This window comes from Streptomyces gelaticus, from assembly GCF_014649535.1.
GTDB lineage: Bacteria > Actinomycetota > Actinomycetes > Streptomycetales > Streptomycetaceae > Streptomyces > Streptomyces gelaticus.
Genome location: NZ_BMTF01000023.1, coordinates 24,669 through 45,650, shown reverse-complemented (window position 1 = coordinate 45,650; position 20,982 = coordinate 24,669). Strand labels below are relative to the sequence as shown.

Annotated in this window: 18 protein-coding genes and 3 pseudogenes; 9 read left to right on the top strand and 12 right to left on the bottom strand. The window is 69.5% G+C overall.

What is annotated here, in order from left to right; genetic code table 11:
• The first annotated feature begins 4 nt into the window (after positions 1–4).
• A complete protein-coding gene (locus tag IE107_RS27050; RefSeq protein WP_189546958.1) occupies positions 5–1,198 on the top strand; it encodes a dipeptidase in 1,194 nt (397 codons plus the stop codon).
• 54 nt (positions 1,199–1,252) lie between these two features.
• Here IE107_RS27050 and IE107_RS27045 read toward each other — a convergent pair whose 3' ends face one another.
• Positions 1,253–1,615: a VOC family protein gene (locus IE107_RS27045; protein WP_189546957.1), complete on the bottom strand. Its 363-nt coding sequence runs from the start codon at positions 1,613–1,615 to the stop codon at positions 1,253–1,255.
• A 142-nt stretch (positions 1,616–1,757) separates the two neighbouring features.
• Between IE107_RS27045 and IE107_RS27040 the strand changes: the two genes are divergently transcribed.
• Positions 1,758–2,267, top strand: coding sequence for a CGNR zinc finger domain-containing protein (locus tag IE107_RS27040; protein WP_189546956.1), 510 nt, complete (start codon positions 1,758–1,760; stop codon positions 2,265–2,267).
• Between the two features lie 16 nt (positions 2,268–2,283).
• Here IE107_RS27040 and IE107_RS27035 read toward each other — a convergent pair whose 3' ends face one another.
• On the bottom strand, positions 2,284–3,627 hold the full coding sequence (locus IE107_RS27035; RefSeq protein WP_189546955.1) for a UDP-glucose dehydrogenase family protein: 1,344 nt from the start codon (positions 3,625–3,627) through the stop codon (positions 2,284–2,286).
• A 211-nt stretch (positions 3,628–3,838) separates the two neighbouring features.
• Between IE107_RS27035 and IE107_RS27030 the strand changes: the two genes are divergently transcribed.
• Entirely contained in the window at positions 3,839–4,996 is a 1,158-nt protein-coding gene (locus IE107_RS27030; protein ID WP_189546954.1) for an acyl-CoA dehydrogenase, read from the top strand.
• A gap of 84 nt (positions 4,997–5,080) precedes the next feature.
• On the opposite strand, the gene IE107_RS27025 is transcribed toward IE107_RS27030, so the two are convergent.
• Together IE107_RS27025 and IE107_RS27020 are read right to left on the bottom strand one after the other, a co-directional pair.
• Positions 5,081–5,413, bottom strand: a complete 333-nt coding sequence (locus tag IE107_RS27025) for a DUF6204 family protein (RefSeq protein ID WP_189546953.1) — start codon at positions 5,411–5,413, stop codon at positions 5,081–5,083.
• Positions 5,406–6,146, bottom strand: a complete 741-nt coding sequence (locus tag IE107_RS27020) for a TetR/AcrR family transcriptional regulator (RefSeq protein ID WP_189546952.1) — start codon at positions 6,144–6,146, stop codon at positions 5,406–5,408. The genes IE107_RS27025 and IE107_RS27020 overlap by 8 nt, the downstream gene beginning before the upstream one ends.
• Before the next feature lie 97 nt (positions 6,147–6,243).
• Between IE107_RS27020 and IE107_RS27015 the strand changes: the two genes are divergently transcribed.
• On the top strand, positions 6,244–7,794 hold the full coding sequence (locus IE107_RS27015) for an MFS transporter (protein ID WP_189546951.1): 1,551 nt from the start codon (positions 6,244–6,246) through the stop codon (positions 7,792–7,794).
• Between the two features lie 89 nt (positions 7,795–7,883).
• Here the strand turns inward: IE107_RS27015 and IE107_RS27010 are convergent.
• Positions 7,884–8,192, bottom strand: a pseudogene (locus IE107_RS27010) (hypothetical protein); the annotation flags it as partial.
• Between IE107_RS27010 and IE107_RS27005 the strand changes: the two are divergent.
• Positions 8,189–8,437, top strand: a pseudogene (locus IE107_RS27005) (Scr1 family TA system antitoxin-like transcriptional regulator); the annotation flags it as partial. The pseudogenes IE107_RS27010 and IE107_RS27005 overlap by 4 nt on opposite strands.
• Entirely contained in the window at positions 8,434–8,643 is a 210-nt protein-coding gene (locus IE107_RS27000; RefSeq protein WP_189546950.1) for a DUF397 domain-containing protein, read from the top strand. The pseudogene IE107_RS27005 and the gene IE107_RS27000, both read left to right, overlap by 4 nt.
• Before the next feature lie 60 nt (positions 8,644–8,703).
• Here the strand turns inward: IE107_RS27000 and IE107_RS26995 are convergent, their stop codons facing one another.
• Entirely contained in the window at positions 8,704–9,453 is a 750-nt protein-coding gene (locus IE107_RS26995) for an SMI1/KNR4 family protein (protein ID WP_189546949.1), read from the bottom strand.
• A 130-nt stretch (positions 9,454–9,583) separates the two neighbouring features.
• Positions 9,584–10,867, bottom strand: a complete 1,284-nt coding sequence (locus IE107_RS26990) for an LCP family protein (RefSeq protein ID WP_189546948.1) — start codon at positions 10,865–10,867, stop codon at positions 9,584–9,586.
• Between the two features lie 119 nt (positions 10,868–10,986).
• Between IE107_RS26990 and IE107_RS26985 the strand changes: the two genes are divergently transcribed.
• Positions 10,987–11,535, top strand: a complete 549-nt coding sequence (locus IE107_RS26985; protein ID WP_189546947.1) for an acyl-CoA thioesterase — start codon at positions 10,987–10,989, stop codon at positions 11,533–11,535.
• Positions 11,536–11,560: 25 nt separating this feature from the next.
• Here IE107_RS26985 and IE107_RS26980 read toward each other — a convergent pair whose 3' ends face one another.
• Entirely contained in the window at positions 11,561–13,069 is a 1,509-nt protein-coding gene (locus IE107_RS26980) for an LCP family protein (protein ID WP_444545021.1), read from the bottom strand.
• A gap of 140 nt (positions 13,070–13,209) precedes the next feature.
• Here IE107_RS26980 and IE107_RS26975 point away from each other — a divergent pair, with 140 nt between their 5' ends.
• On the top strand, positions 13,210–14,223 hold the full coding sequence (locus IE107_RS26975) for a glycosyltransferase family 2 protein (protein ID WP_189546945.1): 1,014 nt from the start codon (positions 13,210–13,212) through the stop codon (positions 14,221–14,223).
• Positions 14,224–14,323: 100 nt separating this feature from the next.
• Here the strand turns inward: IE107_RS26975 and IE107_RS26970 are convergent, their stop codons facing one another.
• From IE107_RS26970 to IE107_RS26955, 4 genes are all read right to left on the bottom strand, one after another.
• The gene (locus IE107_RS26970) at positions 14,324–16,006 is read right to left on the bottom strand and encodes an LCP family protein (RefSeq protein WP_189546944.1); all 1,683 of its coding nucleotides are present in this window, start codon (positions 16,004–16,006) and stop codon (positions 14,324–14,326) included.
• Between the two features lie 49 nt (positions 16,007–16,055).
• Entirely contained in the window at positions 16,056–17,834 is a 1,779-nt protein-coding gene (locus tag IE107_RS26965; protein ID WP_189546943.1) for an LCP family protein, read from the bottom strand.
• A gap of 223 nt (positions 17,835–18,057) precedes the next feature.
• Positions 18,058–19,302, bottom strand: a complete 1,245-nt coding sequence (locus tag IE107_RS26960; RefSeq protein ID WP_373302507.1) for an LCP family protein — start codon at positions 19,300–19,302, stop codon at positions 18,058–18,060.
• A 170-nt stretch (positions 19,303–19,472) separates the two neighbouring features.
• A complete protein-coding gene (locus IE107_RS26955) occupies positions 19,473–20,225 on the bottom strand; it encodes a TIGR03089 family protein (protein WP_189546941.1) in 753 nt (250 codons plus the stop codon).
• A 138-nt stretch (positions 20,226–20,363) separates the two neighbouring features.
• Between IE107_RS26955 and IE107_RS35310 the strand changes: the two are divergent.
• Positions 20,364–20,982, top strand: a pseudogene (locus IE107_RS35310) (N-acetylmuramoyl-L-alanine amidase); the annotation flags it as partial.

Sequence of the window (20,982 nt, the reverse complement as noted above, 5' to 3'; positions counted from 1 at the left end):
GACGGTGGAGCAGCTGGAGCGGGCGAGGGAGCTCCTCGCCGAGTACCCCGTCGTCGACGGGCACAACGACCTGCCGTGGGCGCTGCGCGAACAGGTCGGCTACGACCTCGACGCCCGCGACATCGCCACCGACCAGTCCGGCCATCTGCACACCGACATCCCCCGGCTGCGCGCGGGCGGCGTCGGCGCCCAGTTCTGGTCCGTCTACGTGCGGACCGACATGGCGGGCGACGAAGCCGTCAGCGCCACCCTGGAACAGATCGACGTGGTCGCCGAGTTGATCGGCCGCTACCCCGCCGACCTGCGGCGCGCCCTGACCGCCGACGACATGGAGGCGGCCCGCGCCGAGGGCCGCATCGCCTCCCTGATGGGCGCCGAGGGCGGCCACTCCATCAACAACTCGCTGGGCACCCTGCGCGCCCTGCACGCCCTGGGCGTCCGCTACATGACGCTCACGCACAACGACAACATCGCCTGGGCGGACTCGGCGACCGACGAACCCGGCGTCGGCGGTCTCTCGCCGTTCGGCCACGAGGTCGTACGGGAGATGAACCGCACCGGCATGCTGGTCGACCTCTCCCACGTGGCGGCCACCACGATGCGCGACGCGCTCGACACCTCCACGGCGCCGGTGATCTTCTCGCACTCCTCGTCGCGGGCGATCTGCGACCACCCGCGCAACATCCCGGACGACGTCCTCGGCCGGCTCCCGGCCAACGGGGGCATCGCCATGGCGACCTTCGTACCGAAGTTCGTCCTGCCGGAGGCCGTCGCCTGGACCGGGGCCGCGGACGAGAACATGCGCGCGCACGGACTGCACCACCTCGACACCACCGCGCGGGCCATGGAGATCCACGCCGCCTTCGAAGCGGCCAACCCGCGCCCGATGGCCACCGTGGCGACCATCGCCGACCACCTCGACCACATGCGCGAGGTCGCCGGCATCGACCACATCGGCATCGGCGGCGACTACGACGGAACGGCCTTCCTCCCGCAGGGCCTCCAGGACGTCGCCGGCTACCCGAACCTGATCGCGGAGCTGCTCGGCCGCGGCTGGTCCACCGCCGATCTCGCCAAGCTCACCTGGCAGAACGCCGTACGGGTGCTGCGCGACGCCGAGGACGTGGCGCGCGAGCTGCGCACCCGCCGCGGCCCGTCGCACGCCACCATCGAGCAGCTGGACGACGCGACCGTCTGAGAGCCTGTCGACACGTGTGGGGGCGCCCTGCGGGGCGCCCCCACACGTCGTCCACTACCCCGCGCAGAGGCAGAACGGGTGCCCCGCGGGGTCCGCGTACACCCGGAAACTCCGCTCCCGGTCCGCCGCGTCCAGCACGGTGGCGCCCAGCGCGAGCGCCTCCTTCTCCGCCGCATCCAGATCCGGCACGGTCAGATCCAGATGGGACTGCTGCGATCCGTCCGCACTCGGCCACCGGGGCGGTACGAAGCCGGGCGCGGCCTGGAACGCGAGGAGCGTGCCCCCGATGCCGGTCAGATCCATCCAGTTCTCCCCGTCGGGCACGATCTCTCCGCCGAGCAGCCCCGCGTAGAAACGGGCGAGCGCTGCCGGGTCGGGGCAGTCCAGAACGATGGATCCCAGGGTGGCGACAGCCATGACGATTCCTCCTCGGACGGATTCGATAGAGATGGTTACCTCTAAACGCGTTTAACAGGTAACCGTTACTGCATGCTGCCGCAAAGGAAGTAACGTCGCAACCATGAAGTCGGAACATGAGGTCACACGATGAGGCCGCGGCATGGGTGAGAAGGAATCCGCGCCCGGTGCACTCGCGCTGATCGAGGCACTGGTCAACACACTGGACATCGAGACGGGCGCGGACACCCTCGACACGGCGGACGGACGCGCCGCCCTCGGTCTCACCGAACCGGAGGTCCCGGACGCGCGCGAGCTGCGCGAGGCGCTCCGTACCGCCTGCCTCGCCCACGCCGGCCACCGCCCGGCGGACGACGCCGCGTCCACGCTCGACCGGCTCCTCGCCGGGGCACCCCTGCGCGTCACCGTGGACGCGGCGGGCGCCGCCGCACTGCGCCCCGCCACCGAGCCGGCCGGGCTGACCGCACGCGTCGCCTCGGCCATCGCCACCGCGGCGGCCGAGGGCACATGGTCCCGGCTCAAGGCCTGCGAGGCGGAGGACTGCCGCTGGGCCTACTACGACCGCAGCCCGGCGGGACGCCGCCGCTGGTGCTCCATGTCGGTGTGCGGCGCCCGCGCCAAAATGCGTACCTACCGCGCGAAGCGCGGCTGAAGAACTTCTGTCCGGCTCAGGCCCGCGGACGGCCCATCGCCCGGTACGTCCAGCCGGCCCCGCGCCACAGCTCGCTGTCGAGTGCGTTGCGGCCGTCCAGGATGATCCGGCGGGAGACGACCTCGCCGAGCGCCGTCGGGTCCAGCTCGCGGAACTCGCGCCACTCCGTCAGATGCAGCACGACATCGGCGCCGCGCACCGCGTCCAGTGCCGTGTCCGCGTAACCGAGGGTCGGGAAGAGCTGCCGGGCGTTCTCCATGCCCTTCGGGTCGAAGACCGTGACCTGGCCGCCCTGCAGGTGTATCTGGCCGGCCACGTTCAGCGCCGGCGAGTCCCGTACGTCGTCCGAGTCCGGCTTGAACGTCGCGCCCAGCACCGCCACCCGCTTGCCCAGGAAGGAATCGCCGCCCACGGCCTCCCGGGCCAGTTCCACCATGTGGCCGCGGCGCCGCATGTTGATCGAGTCGACCTCGCGCAGGAAGGTCAGCGCCTGGTCCGCGCCCAGTTCACCGGCGCGCGCCATGAAGGCCCGGATGTCCTTCGGCAGGCAGCCGCCGCCGAAGCCGATGCCGGCCCGCAGGAACTTCGAGCCGATCCGCTCGTCGTGCCCGATCGCCTCGGCCAGCTTCTTCACGTCGCCGTCGGCGGCCTCGCAGACCTCCGCCATGGCGTTGATGAACGAGATCTTCGTGGCCAGGAAGGAGTTGGCCGCGGTCTTCACCAGCTCGGCGGTCGGGAAGTCCGTCACCACGAACGGCGACCCCTCGGCGACCGGCACCGCGTACACCTCGCGCAGCAGCTTCTCGGCCCGCTCGCTCGCCACCCCGACGACGATCCGGTCCGGGTGCAGGGTGTCGTTCACGGCGAAGCCCTCGCGCAGGAACTCCGGGTTCCAGGCCAGCTCCGCGTCGGCGCCCGCAGGCGCCAGCTCCGCCAGCCGCGCCGCGAGCCGGGCCGCCGAGCCCACCGGGACGGTCGACTTCCCGACGACCAGGGTGGGCCGGGTCAGATGCGGCGCCAGCGACTCGAACGCGGCGTCCACGTAGCTCATGTCGCAGGCGTACTCGCCGTGCTTCTGCGGAGTGTTCACACAGACGAAGTGCACATCGCCGAAGGCCGCCACTTCCTCCGGGGAGGTGGTGAACCGCAGCCGTCCCGTGGATCCCTCGATGCCCTCGACGTGCTTGCGCAGCAGCTCCTCCAGGCCCGGTTCGTACATCGGGACCCGGCCGGCACCGAGCATCTCGACCTTCTCGGGCACGACATCGAGGCCGAGCACCTCGAAGCCCAGCTCGGCCATGGCCGCGGCGTGGGTGGCGCCGAGGTAGCCGGTGCCGATCACAGTGATCCTGAGGGCCATGAAGTGCTCCTGTGAGATGCGGGCAGACGTGCGGTGAACGAGCATAGTCGTGGCCCTGAAGCCCAGGTCCGCCCCCTGCCCGCACCCCTTTCCGCACCCTTTGCCCACCCCTGTCGTGAAGCTCACGCGGGCTTTGCATAGGCCAGCGTGGGAGCCGCGCTCTAAAATTGGGTTACTTAACGGTAGTTAGCGTCTATGGGGAGTGAGCGTCTTGGCGGGTTCGACCGATTTCGACCTGTACCGTCCGGCCGAGGAGCACGAGATGCTCCGGGAGACCGTGCGCGCGCTCGCCGAGGCGAAGATCGCCCCGCACGCGGCGGCGGTCGACGAGGAGGCGCGCTTCCCGCAGGAGGCGCTGGACGCCCTGACCGCGGCGGACCTGCACGCGGTGCACGTACCCGAGGAGTACGGCGGCGCGGGTGCCGACGCCCTCGCCACGGTCATCGTGATCGAGGAGGTGGCCCGTGTCTGCGCCTCCTCCTCCCTCATCCCCGCCGTGAACAAGCTCGGCTCCCTCCCGGTGATCCTCTCCGGCTCCGAGGACCTGAAGAAGAAGTACCTGGGCCCCCTCGCCAAGGGCGACGGCATGTTCTCGTACTGCCTCTCCGAGCCCGACGCCGGTTCCGACGCGGCCGGCATGAAGACCCGGGCCGTGCGCGACGGCGACTTCTGGGTGCTCAACGGCGTCAAGCGTTGGATCACCAACGCGGGCGTCTCCGAGTACTACACGGTCATGGCCGTCACCGACCCGACCAAGCGCTCCAAGGGCATCTCGGCCTTCGTCGTCGAGAAGTCGGACGAGGGCGTCTCCTTCGGCGCCCCGGAGAAGAAGCTCGGCATCAAGGGCTCCCCGACCCGCGAGGTCTACTTCGACAACGTCCGCATCCCCGCCGACCGCATGATCGGCGAGGAGGGCACCGGCTTCGCCACCGCGATGAAGACCCTGGACCACACCCGGATCACCATCGCGGCCCAGGCCCTCGGCATCGCCCAGGGCGCCCTCGACTACGCCAAGGGCTACGTCCAGGAGCGCAAGCAGTTCGGCAAGCCGATCGCCGACTTCCAGGGCATCCAGTTCATGCTCGCCGACATGGCCATGAAGCTGGAGGCCGCCCGCCAGCTCACCTACTCGGCCGCCGCCAGGTCCGAGCGCCTCGACGGCGACCTCACCTTCTTCGGCGCCGCGGCCAAGTGCTTCGCCTCCGACGTCGCGATGGAGATCACCACGGACGCGGTCCAGCTGCTCGGCGGCTACGGCTACACACGGGACTACCCGGTGGAGCGGATGATGCGCGACGCGAAGATCACCCAGATTTATGAGGGCACGAACCAGGTCCAGCGGATCGTGATGGCCAGGAACCTGCCGTAAAGCGCCCCTCCTGACCTGCGTCAACACCACGGCCCCCGGCTTGATGCCGGGGGCCGTTCGTGTGGCCCCTCAGGTCGCTGTCGGTCAGCGTCGGGGGCGCCGGATCTTCATGTCGTCGAGGCTGGTGGCCGTGCCACGCAGCGCGCTGTGGCGGATTCCGCGGTTGGCCAGGTCGGCAGCTGCCCTGTCGCAGGCCCGTTGGACCGCGGCGTCGTCATCGGCGTCGGCAGGTTGCCGGACGACGCAGCGGAAGGTGAAAGCACGTGGCGGCAGTTCGTACGTGAGGGTTCCCTCGTCGGTCAACGTGGCGTTGAGGAGGTCGTGTTCGGCGGCGTTCTCGATGAGTGCGGCACGCTGGGCTTCGTCGAGGTCGGCGAACGTGCCGCGGACAATGACGCGGTAGGTACGGTCACTCATGGGGCGAGGGCTTCCCTTCGAGGGGGGCGGGTTCGGGTGTCGGATGTGCGTGGTTCTCGGTGAGCAGGGCCGCCAGTCCGTCGAGGAGACGTTCGAGGCCGAAGGCGAAGCGGTCGTCCATGGACGGGGCGGTGAGGTCGCCGGCCAGGGCGACGAGGTTCGGGAAGGCCGTTTCCGGCAGTCCGCGCAGTCGGTCGGCCGCCGCCCGGGCGACTTCGGAACGGCTGGCGCCCTCGGTCTCGGACGCGGAGATGGGTGACTGTTCCTGGAGCACGAAGCCCTGGACGAAGGCACCGAGAAGGTAGTTGGCCAGGGCGGCGTCGGCGTCGGAGAATCCCGCTTCACGCAGCCGGTCCAATTGCTCCTCCATGAGACGCAGCAGGTTCGGGCCGAGTGTGAGCCGCCCTGCGACGACCTTGGCGGAGTCGCGTTTGGCCAGCAGGTGCCGCCGGTAGCGCAGCGAGTACTCGCGGAGCTGCTCCCGCCAGTCGCCCTGCCTGGGCGGCGGCTCGGCGTCAGCCATGAGCCCGTCGGTGAGCAGGTCCAGTAGCTGTTCCTTGTTGCGGACGTGCCAGTACAGGGAGGCTGCCTTCACTCCCAGTTCGGCGGCGACCTTGCGCATCGACAGCCCGCTGATGCCTTCACGTTCCAGCACTCGCAGGCCCGCCGCCACGAGCATCTGGCGGGTCAGTCCTGGCTGTGCAGCGCCCTCGGCTGCGCTGTCCCGTGCCATCGGCCACCTCCGTCGAAAGAAAACCGGTTTGCAATCTAACACTGTTAGGGGCAGGCTTTCGGCTCCGAATGGCCGACTAACACTGTTAGGGAATGTGATGGAGGAGTTCACCCCCCGGCGCAAGAGGCTGGTGCTTGCCGCCTTGTGCGCCACGATGTTCATGGCGATGCTCGACAACGTCATCGTCAACAACGCCCTGCCCCGCATCGGGCAGCAGCTGCACGCCGGTGTCAGCGGACTGCAGTGGGTGGTCGAGGGCTACAGCCTCGTCTACGCCGCACTCCTGCTCACCGGCGGCACACTCGGCGACCGGTACGGCCGCAAACGGATCTTCCTCACCGGACTGGCGCTGTTCACGGCAGGATCAGCGGCGGCAGCACTGTCCGGGTCGATCGGCCTGCTGATCGCCGCACGGATGCTGCAAGGACTCGGCGCGGCGCTGCTCACGCCGGGAAGCCTGTCGATTCTGCGGCACGTCTTCACCGACGAAAAGGAGCGGGCCCGGGCTGTCGGGCTCTGGTCCGGTGTCTCCGCCCTGGGCCTGGCCATCGGCCCGGTCCTGGGCGGGCCGATGGTGGACACGTTCGGATGGGCCAGTGTGTTCTGGATCAACGTCCCGATCGGAGCGGCAGGGCTGCTGCTCGCCGCCCGAGCACTCCCGGAGTTCGCAGGCCGGGCCAAGCGCGTGGACCTTCCGGGCCAGTTGCTCTCGGTGCTCGGCTTCGGCGCCCTGGTCTACGCACTCATCGAAGGACCGGCCCGCGGCTGGACCGATACCCGTGTTCTGACCCTCGCAGCGGTGGCGGCTGTAGCCCTGCCGGCCTTCGTCGCGGTCGAACTCCGCACCACCGACCCCATGCTCGACCTGCACTTCTTCCGGGACCCGGTGCTCAGCGGAGCCGCGGTGACCGGATTCATGATCAGCTTCGGCATGTTCGGGGCCTCGTTCTTCCTGCCGTTGCTCATGCAGGACGTGATGGGCTGGGCGCCGTCGAGTGCGGGCCTGGCAGGGCTGCCCATGACCGCGATGATCGTCGTCGCCGCGCCGCTGTCCGGCACACTCACCGCGCGCTGCGGCCCCCGGATCCCTCTGGTGACCGGCCTGACCCTGTGCGCGGCGGCTCTCGGCGGCCTCTCGTTGTACGGTCGGCACGCCCATTACCCGGAGTATCTGTGGGTGTTGCTCGCCATGGGAATCGGCATGGGGATGACCTTCACGCCGGTGTCCGTCACAGTCATGAAGCGTGTCCCTCTCGCCCAGGCCGGTATGGCCTCTGCGACCCTCAACATGCTGCGCGAGATCGGCGGCGTCGTCGGCGTCGCCGTGCTGGGAGCCGTCCTCACCAGCCGCCTGGCCGCCACGTTGACCGGATCGCTCGATCGGCTCGGCGTTCCCTCCGAAACCCGCCAGGGCATCGCAGACTCGGTCGCCGGCACGGGAGCAGACGGAACCCAGATCCTGCCCGCACCGGTCCATGACGCCGTGAACACCGCCTTCATCGAGGGGCTCCATCTGGCACTGCGCTGCGGCGGCGCGGCCATGGCCGTCGCAGCCGTGCTCGTGGCCGTCCTCCTCCGCTCGGCATCGAACCAGGCCACCGCGCCCACCGGCGAACCGGCACAGCAAGACGAACCTGCTTATCAGTAAGAGGAGGACGAGCGGGGGACGGGGCGGGCGACGGCGGTGGTGGTCGTGGTGCCGGACGAGGCCACCCGCACTGCCTCGCCGGGGCGGGGCTACTCCTCCGCGAAGACTTCCTCGGCGGTGGCGGCGGTGGCGGCGCGGTTGAGCCACTGATGCAGGAGCTGGGGGTCGTTGCAGCTGGTGATCTTCTCGCGGGTCTCGTCGGTAATGGCGATACCGCGCACGTCGAGGATGAGCAGGAGTCCTTCGGCGCGGCCTTCAGCACGGCCTTCGGCTCGGCCTTCGTCCCGGATTTCCTCCGAGAGCGGTGACTTGTAGAAAGAGAGGTCCACGGCCACCAGGTTCCTCCACTGTTGTCCGGCCGGGCGGTTGCCCAGGCCCTGTGCGGCGAGTTCGACGATATGTGGCGATCCAGGTCATGCCAACTGCCCGAGAGGAGCACGCCGGAATGCAAGGGGAGACGCAGGTGCTGAAGTTCAAGGACGGTACGGCCATGGGGCGGTCGGAAGGAGCGTTCAATGGTCGGGCGGTCTCCGATCCGAAGCAGCTCCGAATCCTTGAGCTGCGGTGTGGCATGATCCGGGCCCAGGCGCTTACTCCGCGTGAGTCGTTGGCCTTCATCGAGCAACTTCTGGGAGAAACATGATCAGCGAGCTCTCCGCCAGGGGCGGCCACGAGCTGGAGTGGCGCAAGAGCAGCTACAGCAGCAACAGCAGCGAGGCCGACTGTGTCGAGGTCGCCGCTGCCCCCGGCACGGTTCACGTCCGGGACTCCAAGAACGCCCAAGGCCCTCGCCTCGCCTTCGGCCCCAGCGCCTGGGCAGGCTTCGTCTCCTACGCGGCCGAGCGTTGATCCTGTACGCGGCCGAGCACTGATCCTGGTCGGCCGTCGGTCCGGACGGGGCGACTCCCGTCAGTCCTCCTCGAACTCCTCGTCCTCCCCGTCGAAGCGGTCGAAGGCCGCCTCCGTGCGGGCGCGGAACATCGCGGTCCCGCGATCGTCGCGGAGGATGATCTCGTCGTGCGCGTACCAGAGTGAGCCCGGCTGTTGGCTGATCGGGTACTCCGGGAACGGCAGCCGCTGGAAGGTGGCGGTGATGTCCTCGGGCAGGCCCGTGTCTCTGTCGGGGGTCACCCATCCCATCAGGTCCTCATCGGCGCACAGGGCCTCGGACAGGACGATCTCGACGAACGCGACGCTGACCCGGCCCAGCCACGCGTCCCAGTCGTCGGCGGTGGGCCGGACGAGGTCGGCGCGGACCACGACGGGTGGGTCGTCCTTGTCGAGGTCCGTGACGCGTATCCCCCAGTAGGCGCAGGACTGGTTCTCGACGCGGAAGATCAGTACACCGCGGTCCTCGTCGATGCGGAGGTCCTGCGGGGCGAGCAGCATGTCTTGATTGTCGGTCAGGTCGATGCGCTGCCCGAGCAGTTGGTAGGCCTCGCGCAGCGCCGCGGGCAGGGGCAGGCCGATCCGGGCCTGGGCCGCGTCGAGTTCGGCGGGGGTGTAGCCGTCGGCCCCAGTGAGCGGGCGTTGGCTCCAGTCGCGGGCGAAGGCGTGGATGAAACGCCATGCCGCCTGTCTGTCGGGCCGCTCGCCGACGGCCGCGGCGAGTGCGTCGAGGTCGAGCACGAGGTTCGGGGGCTGTGGCTCCTGGGGCATGCGTGCGACTGTAGGCGCCGCCACTGACAAGGCTTGGCGCCCTCCTTCCCGCATATTCCCGACCAGGCCGGAACCCGGGACAGGCAAAAGGCCCGGACGGCGAACCGTCCGGGCCTGCTGCCCGATGTCGTCAGTTCTCGGTGACGGTGACCTTCTCGTCGTTCTTGAGCTGCTCCACCAGTTGCTTGACCTTGGCCTTGTCCCAGACCACGTTGCCGCCCGAGAAACCCGAGATCGGCATGTTCATCGACTTGCCCTCGCCGCCCGTGACGTCCTTCATGGCGAAGAACATCTGGCTCAGGGACCAGAGCGACATGTCCTTGTCCACGATCAGGGTGTCCAGGCCGGCCCCCATCGTCGGGTACAGCTTGAACGGGTTGAGGATCGTGGAGGGCGTCGCCGTCTGGCTCGCCAGCGCCGCGAGGAACTTCTGCTGGTTCTTCGTACGGGCCAGGTCCGCCTCGGCGAAGGCGTACCGGGTGCGGACGAAGGCCAGTGACTGCTCGCCGTTCAGCGTCTGCTTGCCCGCCTGGAAGTCGGCGCCGGACTTCTTGTCCTTGAAGGCCTTGGGGATGTCCAGCTCCACGCCGCCGATCGCGTCCACGATCTTCGCGAAGCCGCCGAAGCCGATCTCGACGTAGTGGTCGATGTGCAGTCCGGTGTTGAACTCGACGGTACGGACGAGAAGTTCGGGACCGTCCATGGCGTACGCGGCGTTCAGCTTGGTGAAGCGGCCGCGGCCCGGGTAGAGCTTGCCGGAGTCGGAGCCCTTGAACGAGGGGATCTCGACGTTCGAGTCGCGCGGCAGGGAGATCAGCGTCGGCCCGTTGGATCCGTCGTGCAGGATCATCATCGAGTCGGTCCGCTTGCCCGCCGCGGAGCCCGTGTGGAGCTTCTTCTTGTCCTCGGCCGTCATGCCTGCGCGGCTGTCGGAACCGACGATCAGGTAGTTGGTGCCGTCACCGCCCTCCGGCCGCTCGATGACCTTGGAGAGGTCCACCTCGCGCTTGAGCTTGGAGTCGGCCCAGAAGTACGTGCCTATGGAGACCCCGAGGACCACGACCACCAGGGTCAGCGCGCCTATCTTGATCCGGCGGCGCCAGTCGGGCGCCGGGCGCCCCGGGGCGTAGCCGCCCCGGCCGTCGTCCTGGCCGCCACCGTGGCCGCTGCCCCGGCCGCCGCCGTAGACCTGGCCCGTGTTGTAGCCGCTGTCGTACCCCGCGTTGTCGTACTCACCGGGGTGCTGCTGGGGCCGGCGCTGCCGGGGCGGGGCCGGGCGGTGCTGGGGCGGGGCGGGAGGGCGCTGGACGTGCCGCATGACGCGGGCGCCCTCGGGCTGCTCGCCGGCGCTGCCCTGCCCGTAGCGGTTGCCGCCGCGGTTGTCGTCGGACCATCCCTCGGGCCAATCGTTCATGCGGTCCAGTGTGCAGGCCAGGTGTACTGGTATTACAGGGGGTGCGGGAAATCGCATCAGGGCTGTTGCGAAGCTGATGCATTGCCGCCGGGCGGAAGCCGCCGCATAAGGTGGACGGTATGACAGATCAGGCCCCGCACCCGGAGGGCGACATTCCGGGCAAGCCGACCGCCGCTTCCCGGACCACCCTCAGCCACATCATGACCGGCAGCGACACCAACCTGCTGGGCACGGTGCACGGCGGCGTGATCATGAAGCTGGTCGACGACGCGGCGGGCGCCGTGGCCGGCCGGCACTCCGGCGGTCCCGCCGTGACGGCCTCGATGGACGAGATGGTCTTCCTGGAGCCGGTCCGCGTCGGCGACCTCGTGCATGTCCGCGCCCAGGTGAACTGGACCGGCCGCTCCTCGATGGAGGTCGGCGTCCGGGTCATGGCCGAGCGCTGGAACGAATCCACCCCTGCCCAGCAGGTCGGCAGCGCCTATCTGGTGTTCGCCGCGGTCGACGCGGACGGCAAGCCGCGCCCCGTACCGCCGGTGATCCCGGAGACGGAGCGCGACAAGCGGCGCTATCAGGAGGCGCAGATCCGGCGCACCCACCGCCTCGCCCGCCGCCGTGCGATCAGGGAGCTGCGCGAGAAGCGCGCGGCGGAAGGCATCGAGGACTGAACACCCGAGGGCGGCGCCCCCGCGGTCACGGGCAGGCCACCTGGTCGCCCGTGACCGTGCCGAACTCACCGCTGTCCGTCTCCTCGGCCCGTACCCGCTGCACCTTCTCGAAGTCCGTGCCCGCCGTCACCCGCATCGTGGCGCCCTGACCCCGCACGGCCCGCAGCTCGGCCCCGGGCAACGCGGCGGCCAGCGACTTCGCGGACCGGTCCCAGCGCGGGTCGTAGGTGACCAGGGTGCGCTTGAGGTCGCGCAGCTCCCCGTTGAGCGGGGCGCGCGTGGTGTCGAAGCCGGTGGTGCGCAGCGCGTCGTCGACCGTCCTGCCGAGTCCGTCCCTCGGGGTCCCGTTGTAGACCTGGACCCGGATCTGCCCGGGGGCGACAGCGACCTCCACCGCCTTCGGCTGCTTGGGCCGCGCGGGGGCGAGCGGCTTGTCCTCGCGCAGGGCCCGGAAGAGCTTCTGCGACTTCGCCTCGTCCCATTTGACCGTCGAACCGATGCCCTTGACCGGGTAGGAGACGTTCTCCATCGGTACGGAGGTGAACTCGGACGAGGCGGGGGAGAAGCCGCGCATCGCCTGGCCGAGCTCCAGCATCTGCTCCGTACCGAACCCCTTGTCCGCCCGGACCGAGCTCAGCATCGTCGAGGCGACGTCCCGGAACTTCACCGGGTTCAGCAGCACGCCACTGCTGGTCGCCTGCTCGATCAGCGAGGCGAGGAACTTCTGCTGGCGCTGCATCCGGCCCAGGTCGGCGGCCCCGTCGATGTGGCGGGAGCGCACGTACTGAAGGGCCTGTCCGCCGTTCAGCTCATGGGGGCCCGCGGGGAGGTCGAGACCGGTGTACGAGTCCTTCAGCGGCCGGGTGGTGCAGATCTTCACCCTGCCCAGGGTGTCCACCGTCTTCATGAAGCTGGTGAAGTCGACCTCCAGATAGTGGTCGACCTTGACGCCCGTCATGTGCTCGACGGTCCGCACGGTCAGATTCGGCCCGCCTTCGGCATAGGCCGCGTTCAGTTTCACCGGGTGCGCGGAGTGCTGCTCACCGGTGTTCCGGTCGGTGTGCTCGGGGACCTCGGCGTAGCTGTCGCGGGGGAGCGAGACGATGCTCGCGCGCTCCTTGTCCGCCGACAGATGCACCAGCATGACCGTGTCGGTGCAGTGGCAGGGCGTACCGCCCAGCCGGTACTTCTGCTTCTCCTGCGCGGTGATCCGGTCGCGGCCGTCGGTGCCCACGAGCAGCAGATTCGTGCCGGTGCCCGCGCGTGGCCGGTTCTTCATGTCCTTGAACGGATCGATCCGTTCGATCCCGGTCTCCAGATTGGTCACCACGGCGTGGCCGATCCCGCCCGCTCCCAGCACGAGCACGGAGAGACCGGTGACCAACCGCATGCTCCAGCGTGGTCGCTCGTCCTGCTTTCTGGACCTGCGCTGCGGCGGAACCGCACGGGAACGCGGCGAGTGGGGGGAGCGGTGCGGTGTGGGCACGAGGGAGACCTCCGCTGTGCGAGGGGACCGTTCGCACAGTAGGGCCATATGATCTATGGCCCGGTTCGCGACCCGGCGGGGCGCGCCCGTGTCCCCCGTTCGCGGTAACGTGGCGGCCGAATCATGCCGCCTGGTGGGGTGCGGACCCCCGAACCCCCGGCGCTCCCGAGGACCACCCGAGGACCACCATGTCTGCCGCGCAGCACCCCGCCGTCTCCGTGATCATGCCGGTGCTCAATGAGGAACGTCACCTCAGGAACTCCGTCCGGCACATCCTGGAGCAGGAGTACGCAGGCGAGATGGAGGTGGTCATCGCGCTGGGCCCCTCCACGGACCGTACGGACGAGATCGCTGCGGAGCTGGTGCGCGAGGACCCCCGGGTCCACACCGTCCCGAATCCGACCGGCCGCACCCCGGCCGCCCTCAACGCCGCGATCAAGGCCTCCCGCCACCCGATAGTCGTGCGGGTCGACGGCCACGGCATGCTCTCGCCGAACTACATCGCGACCGCGGTCCGCCTCCTGGAGGAGACCGGTGCGCAGAACGTGGGCGGCATCATGCACGCCGAGGGCGAGAACGCCTGGGAGGACGCCGTCGCCGCCGCCATGACGTCGAAGATCGGCGTGGGCAACGCGGCCTTCCACACCGGCGGCCAGGCGGGCCCGGCGGAGACCGTCTACCTCGGCGTCTTCCGCCGCGAGGCGCTGGAGAAGGCGGACGGCTACAACGTGGAGTTCATCCGGGCCCAGGACTGGGAGCTGAACTACCGCATCCGCGAGGCCGGCGGCCTGATCTGGTTCTCGCCCGAGCTGAAGGTGCAGTACCGGCCGCGCCCCTCCGTGCGGGCGCTGGCCAAGCAGTACAAGGACTACGGACGCTGGCGGCACGTCGTCGCCCGCTACCACTCCGGCTCGATCAACCTGCGCTACCTGGCGCCGCCCACCGCCGTCTGCGCGATCGCGGCGGGCATCGTGGTCGGGGCGGCCGTCACCCCGTGGGCCTTCGTCGTCCCGGCCGGGTACGCGGCGGCGATCGTCGCCGGGTCCGTACCGGCGGGCAAGGGCCTGTCGTTGAAGGCGCGGGCGCAGATCCCGGTGGCCCTCGCGACCATGCACATGTCCTGGGGGTACGGCTTCCTGACCAGCCCGCGCTCGCTCGCGAAGAAGGTCATCGCCAGCCGCCGCCCGGCCATGACCGTCTGAGCGCCTGTCGGCCGGCCTCCCGACCGGCTCTGAGCACCACAACCACCGCGGGGCCCTCCGATGTGCCGGAGGGCCCCCGCGGTGCGTCGTGTCCCAACGCCTACCAGCCGAAGCCCGGCTGGATGTCCATGCAGGCCGTCTCGTCGTCGCCGTTGAGCGCCCGTGCGCTCTCCGGGGTCTTCTCCTTGGCCGAGGGTGCGTGATAGTCGCCGTCCTCGCGCCAGTCGGCCCCCACGGTCAGCGTGATGCCCGAGACGTCGGTCGACTTCTTCACCGCCGACAGCGGGATGCCGAGCGCCTTGGCGACCGCCTGGGCGTTGCCCTCCATGTCCACGGTGGGGAAGAGGATCCCGGTCCGCTTCGCCGCCTCGGTGTTCTGCGCGTCGACGGTGGCCTGGGTGAAGCCCTTACCGGCCAGCAGTTCCTTGACCGCCGAGGCGCGGCCCTTGGCCGGGTACTCGGTGTCGGTACGCGTTCCGTTGCGGACGGCCACCGGGATCTCGGCCGGGGAGGCCGTGGGCTTCTTGGCGGCGGCCGGTGCCTTGCGCTTGGACGCCTTGCCGTCGAGCGGGATGTCGTCGCGGACCATCTGGAAGAGCTGGTCGGCTTCGCCGGGCTTGGGGAGCACCCGCTCCTTGAGCGTGCCCGTCCCGTAGACGTTCGGCATCGTCGTCATGGTGATGCGCTTGGTGGGCACCTTCTTGAGCTCCTCCGCGAGGTCGTAGAGCTTGTCGATCGAGCCGAGGCCGTTGTCGCCCTTGTCGACCGTCAGCGCGTCCGTCGCCGCCTCGGCGAGGTTCATCAGCTTGCCCGGGTCGGTGAGCTTGGTGCCCTTGCGCAGTTCACGGACCATCGAGTTCATGTACATGTGCTGGGCGTGGGTGCGGCCGAGGTCGGTGCCGTCCTCGAAGCCGTAGCGGGTGCGCAGCCACTGGAGGGCCTGCTTGCCCTTGATCTTCGTGGTGCCCTTCTCCAGCTTCAGCCCGGAGCCCTTGCCCTCGCTGGTGTGCGAGTAGACATTGCCCTTGACACAGACCGGGACGCCGCCGATCGCGTCGGCCATCGAGATCACACCGGAGAAGTCGATCATCATGAAGTGGTCGATGGTGATGCCGGTGAGCTCGTACCAGGTGGCCACGGAACAACCGGGACCGCCGCGGCCGAGCGTCTCGTTGGTCATCTCCAGGCCGGTGGTCGCGGGGTAGACCTTCTTCGTCTCCGGGTCGGTGCACTTCGGGATCTTCAGCATGGTGTCGCGCGGCATGCTGATCACCGACATGTTGCTGCGGTCCGCGGAGAGGTGGAGCAGCATCTGTACGTCGGCCAGGGGCGGCGCCCCGAAGGTCTCCTTGGCCCCGCCGAGCTTCTGGTTCTCCTTGGAGTCCCGCGCGTCCGAGCCTATGAGCAGGATGTTCATCGGGGTCTGACCGGCGGCGTTGGCCTTGTGGTCGGCCATCTTCCTGTCGCCGAGCGTCAGATCGGCCTTCTTGAGATTGCTGTTGAGGTGCTCGTAGTAGAGGTAACCGGCGCCTGCGCCGCCGACTATGAGCAGCGCGAGAACCGACGCACCCCAGCGCAGGACGCGGCGTTTGCCCGTCTTGCCGCGCCGCTTCGGGCCACCGCGCCGGTGACCGCTCTCCCCGGAAGCGGTCCGCCGCTCCCCGGCGCCGGAGTCCTCGCTCTTCTCCGGCCCCTCCTCGTACAGCCCGTCGTCCCAGCCGAGTTGGCCGGCGTGCCGGACGCGTGGTCGCGTCCCCTCTCCGGGCGTACTGCTTCGTGCCACCAGGACCCCCCTGCTGCTCAGACTCGTGGTTCCGCGCAGTGACCCGGTGTCACTTGGCGCACTCTGCCTTGTCGGCGTTTGCTTGCTGAATATCGGCCGGCACCTTCACCGGCCCGGCGATGGGAGTGCCCGCGCCCTTGAAGTCGTCCCCCAGCGTCAGCACCATCGCCTGGAGCCCTTCGGCGTCCGTGGTGCCCTGCTTCATGGCCGAGCCGGGCAGGCCCATCATGGCGGCCAGTGCGCGGGCCTGGTCCGCCTGGTTCGGCGCGTACTCCAGCGTCGTCTTCGCGGCCTTCGCCGGGGCGTTGGCCTTGTTGGTGGACTTGAGCACGCCCTGCTCGTTCTGGAGCCAGGTGACCGTCGTCTGCGCGGCGCCGGGGACCTTGCCCCCGTTGAACACATCGACGCGTACGTCGGCGGCGGCGGCCTTGGGGCCCTTGAGGAGCGCGTCCTGCTTGCTCTTCTCGGCCTTCTTCTTCGACTTCACCTCGGTCAGCGAGGTGTCGTCGCGCATCATGGCGAACAGCGGTTCGGCCTTGGCCTCGTTCAGTACGACGGTGGCCTTGACCTTCTCCGCCGGGTTGTCGAGCACCGGCACCGTGGTGAAGGTGATGTTCTTGGTGTTGACCTTGCTGAGCTCCTGGGCCAGCGAGGCCAGCTTCTTCCCCGTGCCGATGCCGGTGTCGACGGTGAGCGCCTTGGTCGCGGCGTCCGCCAGCTTGTACAGCTTGGTCGGGCTGGTCAGGGTGTCGTCCGACTGCATCTGCCGGATCATCGACGCGATGAACTGCTGCTGGACCTTGATCCGGTCCAGGTCGCCATGGTTGCCGAAGCTGTGCCGGGTCCGCACGAACGCCAGGGCGTCCTCGCCCTGGATGCGGTGCTCACCGGCTGACAGGTCCAGGTGCGAGTCCGGGTCGTTGACCGGCTTGGCCAGGCAGATCTCGACCCCGCCGACCGCCGTGGAAAGCTCCTTCACCGCATTGAAGTCGACCATCATGAAGTGGTCGACCTTCAGGCCGGTGATCTCCTTGACCGTGTCCATGGTGCAGCCGGCGTTACGGCCCTTCTGGCCGAGGCTCTCGTTGAAGCGGACGTTCTGCGTGCCCGAGACGACCTTGTCCGAGCCGTCCGGCTGCCTGACCTTGCAGTCCGGGATGTCGGTGATCAGGTCGCGGGGGATGCTCAGCGCCGTCGCGTTGGTGCGGTCCTCGGAGACGTGAAAGAGGATGTTGGTGTCGGCGTGGCCTTCGCTGCCCTTGTCGCCGTAGCCCTCGTTGCCCTTTCCGGTGCGCTTGTCGGTCCCGATGATCAGGATGTTGATGGGGGCGTCGGTGTCGAAGACGTTCTTGTTGCCGGACCCGCCGACGTCGACCGAGTTCAGGTTGCCGTTGAAGTGCTGGTACAGCGCGTACCCGCCCACCGACAGGCCGACGAGCACGAACGCCATCGTGCCGCCCGTCCACAGCAGCGCCTTCTTGCGACGGGCCTTGGGGGCCTTGCGGCTGCGGCGGCTTGCCGGGCCGGAACTCTCCTGGCCGCGCGCGCCGTTGGCCGAACGGCGGCCGCGCTGACCGGGGACCTCGCGGTCCGGACCGGACTCCTGACCCTCGCGTGCCGTATTCCGGCGGTCGCCCCTGCGTCCGCCGGAGCTTTCCCGCACCGGTTCTCTGCTCTGGGGAACACGCGCGCCTGAAGTACGGGAAGGGGCGTCCGAATCCCCTCCGGAATGATTCAGTCGCAGTTCGTAATCGCCGGTTTGCGGGTTGAGTACCCACTGGTCTGCGGGGTCGATTCCGTCCGCCCGCCCACGGCTTTGCGCATCCACGGTTGCTTGAGTCCTCCGTCGGTGCCACGCGAGGCGCCTCCCCCGATCAGGCGCTCGATCTTTCGCTCCAGAAGTGCGCGGCCAGGAGGCCGGCAGCACCGGATCGCGTCACACTATCGGCCCGGTTCGGCGTCGAGCGACGTGCGTGACAAATTCCACGGTCCTTACAACTGGTCATACTGCTCATTACACGCCGATCACCGGCTTCTGTTTGGGAATTGCTTTACTGCTTGCACAGGTCCGCCGCCGCGTTGTTGCCCGAATAAGTGGGCGTGGGACTGGGGCCCGAAGCATCCGGGGTATCGGTCGCGGCATTGTTTTTCCCGTTGTTCTTCTCGTCGTCACGTTTGAGCTCGTCCGCCGGGACCACGGCGACCGGATCGTCCTTGCGCAGCCGCTTGAAGAGCCGGTCCGCGTCGGGCTGTACGAGTTCGTCCCGATTCGCGTTGGCGGCGTAGGGCTGCCGGGGCACGGTCAGGAACTGCACCTTGTCGGTCGGTACGTTGCGCAAGCCGCGCACCAGCTCGTACAGGTCCTTGAGGCTGTCCAGCCCCGGGTCGGTGGTCAGCGCCTTGGTGGCCGCGTCCAGCACCGGGTAGAGGCGGGTCGGATTGAGCAGTACGCCGTCGCTCTGGACCTTGTTCACCAGCGCGCCCAGGAACTGCTGCTGGCGGTCCATCCGTTCGGTGTCGCTGCCGTTGCCGATCGACTTGCGGGCCCGTACGTACCCCAGCGCCTGCTCGCCGTCGAGCTTCTGGCGGCCGGCGGGAAGCTTCAGATGGGCGTCGGCGTCGTCGACCGGCTTTTTGAGGCAGACCTCGACCCCGTCCACGGCGTCGACCATGTCCTTGAAGCCGTCGAAGTCGACGACCATGTGGTGGTCGATCCGGATGCCGGTCATCTTCTCGACCGTACGGATCGTGCAGGCGGTGCCGCCGAGCTCGAAGGCCCAGTTGAACTGGGCGAATTGCTTCTTCGTGGCCGCTCCGTCCGCCCCGTGGCAGACCGGGATCTCCACCATCAGGTCGCGCGGCAGGGACATCGCGGTGACGCTCTTCCGGTCCGCGGCGAGGTGGAGCAGGATCGTGGTGTCCGAGCGCTGGCTGCCGCCGTCGTCACGGCCGTACTTGCGGTTGTCGCCGGCCCGGCTGTCCGAGCCGATGAGCAGGATGTTCTCCGCGTCGTGCACCACGGAGGCGGGCCGCTCCCGCTCGTACACCTTGAGCTCGGCGGCGGTGGACGTGTCGGTCCTGATGTTGCCGTCGAGCTTGCGGTACAGCCACGCGCCGACGCCCGCCGCGACCAGGACGACGAAAGAGGCGCCGAGCGCGGTCCAGCGCAGCCAGTGGCGCCGGTGTCCGGCTCCGGTGACCGGGGTGGCGCCGGATCCGCTCCCGGACGGCGGCCTGTCCCCGCCCGCCGCCGGGTCGTCCGGCGGGCCGGCGCTTTCGCTCACGTCTGCGTCCATCCTTCACGTTCGGCGGCGCGTCGGGCCGCCGGTTGCAGGAGTAGACGGCTGAACCTCACGCTTGGTTGTGTCCTCGGTGGTCCTTAACGCCGATCATGTACCGGAGTTGGGGCGCAGCCCCCGAGGACTCGACGCGGTGTCGGCCGGAAGAGTGGTCCTCAGCGTGCTTGTCATACCGCGCTGTTGGTGACCCGCTCGCTCTCCATGCGCTTCGCCAGCCCCTCCTCGCCCAGCTGCCCCAGGTGACGGCAGAGGACCACGGACCCCCCGGCGGCCAGCGGCGCGAACAGCCCCGCGCTCAGCCCCTCCCAGCTGCCGTACGTACGTCCCGTGAGCAGCCGCGATCCGACGGTCAGGCCGAGCGCGGCGGCATCGTCGCGGGCCCGCGCCACCAGTTGCGCCGACGTCAGCTCGACGCCGTCCACCGCCAGCGCGGGGGCGTCCGGGTCCACAGGGGCGAACGGCGCGAACCGGTCACCCTGGCTCGGCACCTCGACCGCGTAGTCCGCGAAGCCCTCGGGTGCCTGCGGGAACCTGCCGCCCAGCGGGCGCAGCGCGAGGGCGACCCGCTCGCCCCGGCAGGCGCGCGCGGTCTCCAGGGTGTCCGGCCCGGTGACGACGAGGTCGGCCGCGGCCGGGTCGCCCTGCACATCGACGATCACGCCGACCGAGGAACAGGCGAGCAGCCAGACCGCGGACTGCCAGTGCGCGGGCAGCAGGAGCGCGAGCCGGTCGCCGGGCTCGGCGGCCAGGTCGCCCTGGAGGAGATTGGCGGTCTTGGCCACCCAATTGGCGAAGGTGGCCACCGACAGTTCGACGCGCTCTCCGGTGGCGTCGTCGTAGAAAGTGACCAAGGGGCGGGCCGGGTCCGCTGTGAGGGCGGAACGCAGCAGGTCGGCAGGGGTGCGGTCGGTGGCGTTCATCCGCGCAAGAGTACGCGGCGGCCACCGGTCCGGAGGAAAGAAAGGGGGCCGGGTACACCGCTTGGGCAGACGGACCGTCAATTGCGCCGGGGCACACCCGGTGGCCGGAGTTGCCTGAGTATGCCCAGGATTATTCGCATGCGTGCCTTCCTTGCATCCTCGATCGGTGTCACCTGCGCGGCCGTTCTCGTGCTGCCGTCGGCCGTGCCTGCGGGCGCCGCCCCCGACACCCGCACCGTTCCCGCCGAGTCGGCCGAGCAGGCCGAGCCCGTCGATGTGCCGGGCTCGACGCAGTCCCTGCCGATGCGGACCCTGTCCGCGCCCTCCGGCCGGTCCACCGGCGAACCCACCCGGTCCGCGGCAGCCCCCGAACAGGGGCTGCCCGAACGCGAGGTCCGCCCCTTCTCCCTGGTCGGCGTCGTCTGGGACGACGCGGACACCGAACTCCGCGGCACCGTCCAGGTCCGCACCCGCGCCTCCGGCACCGGGGAGTGGTCCGACTGGCAGGACCTGGAGACCCACAACGCGGAGCACGGCGCCGACCCCGGCACCGCCGAGAGCGAATCCGGCACCGTCCGGGGCTCCACCGCCCCGCTCTGGGTCGGCGACTCGGACGGCGTCGCGGTCCGGGTACGCCCCGAGGCCCCGGACCCGGAGCACCGGACCACCTCCGCCGTACCACTGCCCGGCGGGCTGCGCCTCGAACTCGTCGACCCCGGCAAGGACCCGCAGCAGCTCCCCGCGCCGGACGACCGAA

What these genes read in the sequence shown, in the direction of transcription:
- IE107_RS27000 (WP_189546950.1), top strand. Translation starts at nt 8,434, where the DNA reads ATGATCAGCGAGCTCTCCGCCAGGGGCGGCCACGAGCTGGAGTGGCGC.
- IE107_RS26995 (WP_189546949.1), bottom strand. Translation starts at nt 9,453, where the DNA reads ATGCCCCAGGAGCCACAGCCCCCGAACCTCGTGCTCGACCTCGACGCA.
- IE107_RS27045 (WP_189546957.1), bottom strand. Translation starts at nt 1,615, where the DNA reads ATGGCTGTCGCCACCCTGGGATCCATCGTTCTGGACTGCCCCGACCCG.
- IE107_RS27040 (WP_189546956.1), top strand. Translation starts at nt 1,758, where the DNA reads ATGGGTGAGAAGGAATCCGCGCCCGGTGCACTCGCGCTGATCGAGGCA.
- IE107_RS26985 (WP_189546947.1), top strand. Translation starts at nt 10,987, where the DNA reads ATGACAGATCAGGCCCCGCACCCGGAGGGCGACATTCCGGGCAAGCCG.
- IE107_RS26980 (WP_444545021.1), bottom strand. Translation starts at nt 13,069, where the DNA reads ATGGCCCTACTGTGCGAACGGTCCCCTCGCACAGCGGAGGTCTCCCTC.
- IE107_RS26960 (WP_373302507.1), bottom strand. Translation starts at nt 19,302, where the DNA reads ATGGACGCAGACGTGAGCGAAAGCGCCGGCCCGCCGGACGACCCGGCG.
- IE107_RS27020 (WP_189546952.1), bottom strand. Translation starts at nt 6,146, where the DNA reads ATGGCACGGGACAGCGCAGCCGAGGGCGCTGCACAGCCAGGACTGACC.
- IE107_RS26990 (WP_189546948.1), bottom strand. Translation starts at nt 10,867, where the DNA reads ATGAACGATTGGCCCGAGGGATGGTCCGACGACAACCGCGGCGGCAAC.
- IE107_RS27035 (WP_189546955.1), bottom strand. Translation starts at nt 3,627, where the DNA reads ATGGCCCTCAGGATCACTGTGATCGGCACCGGCTACCTCGGCGCCACC.
- IE107_RS27015 (WP_189546951.1), top strand. Translation starts at nt 6,244, where the DNA reads ATGGAGGAGTTCACCCCCCGGCGCAAGAGGCTGGTGCTTGCCGCCTTG.
- IE107_RS26955 (WP_189546941.1), bottom strand. Translation starts at nt 20,225, where the DNA reads ATGAACGCCACCGACCGCACCCCTGCCGACCTGCTGCGTTCCGCCCTC.
- IE107_RS26975 (WP_189546945.1), top strand. Translation starts at nt 13,210, where the DNA reads ATGTCTGCCGCGCAGCACCCCGCCGTCTCCGTGATCATGCCGGTGCTC.
- IE107_RS27025 (WP_189546953.1), bottom strand. Translation starts at nt 5,413, where the DNA reads ATGAGTGACCGTACCTACCGCGTCATTGTCCGCGGCACGTTCGCCGAC.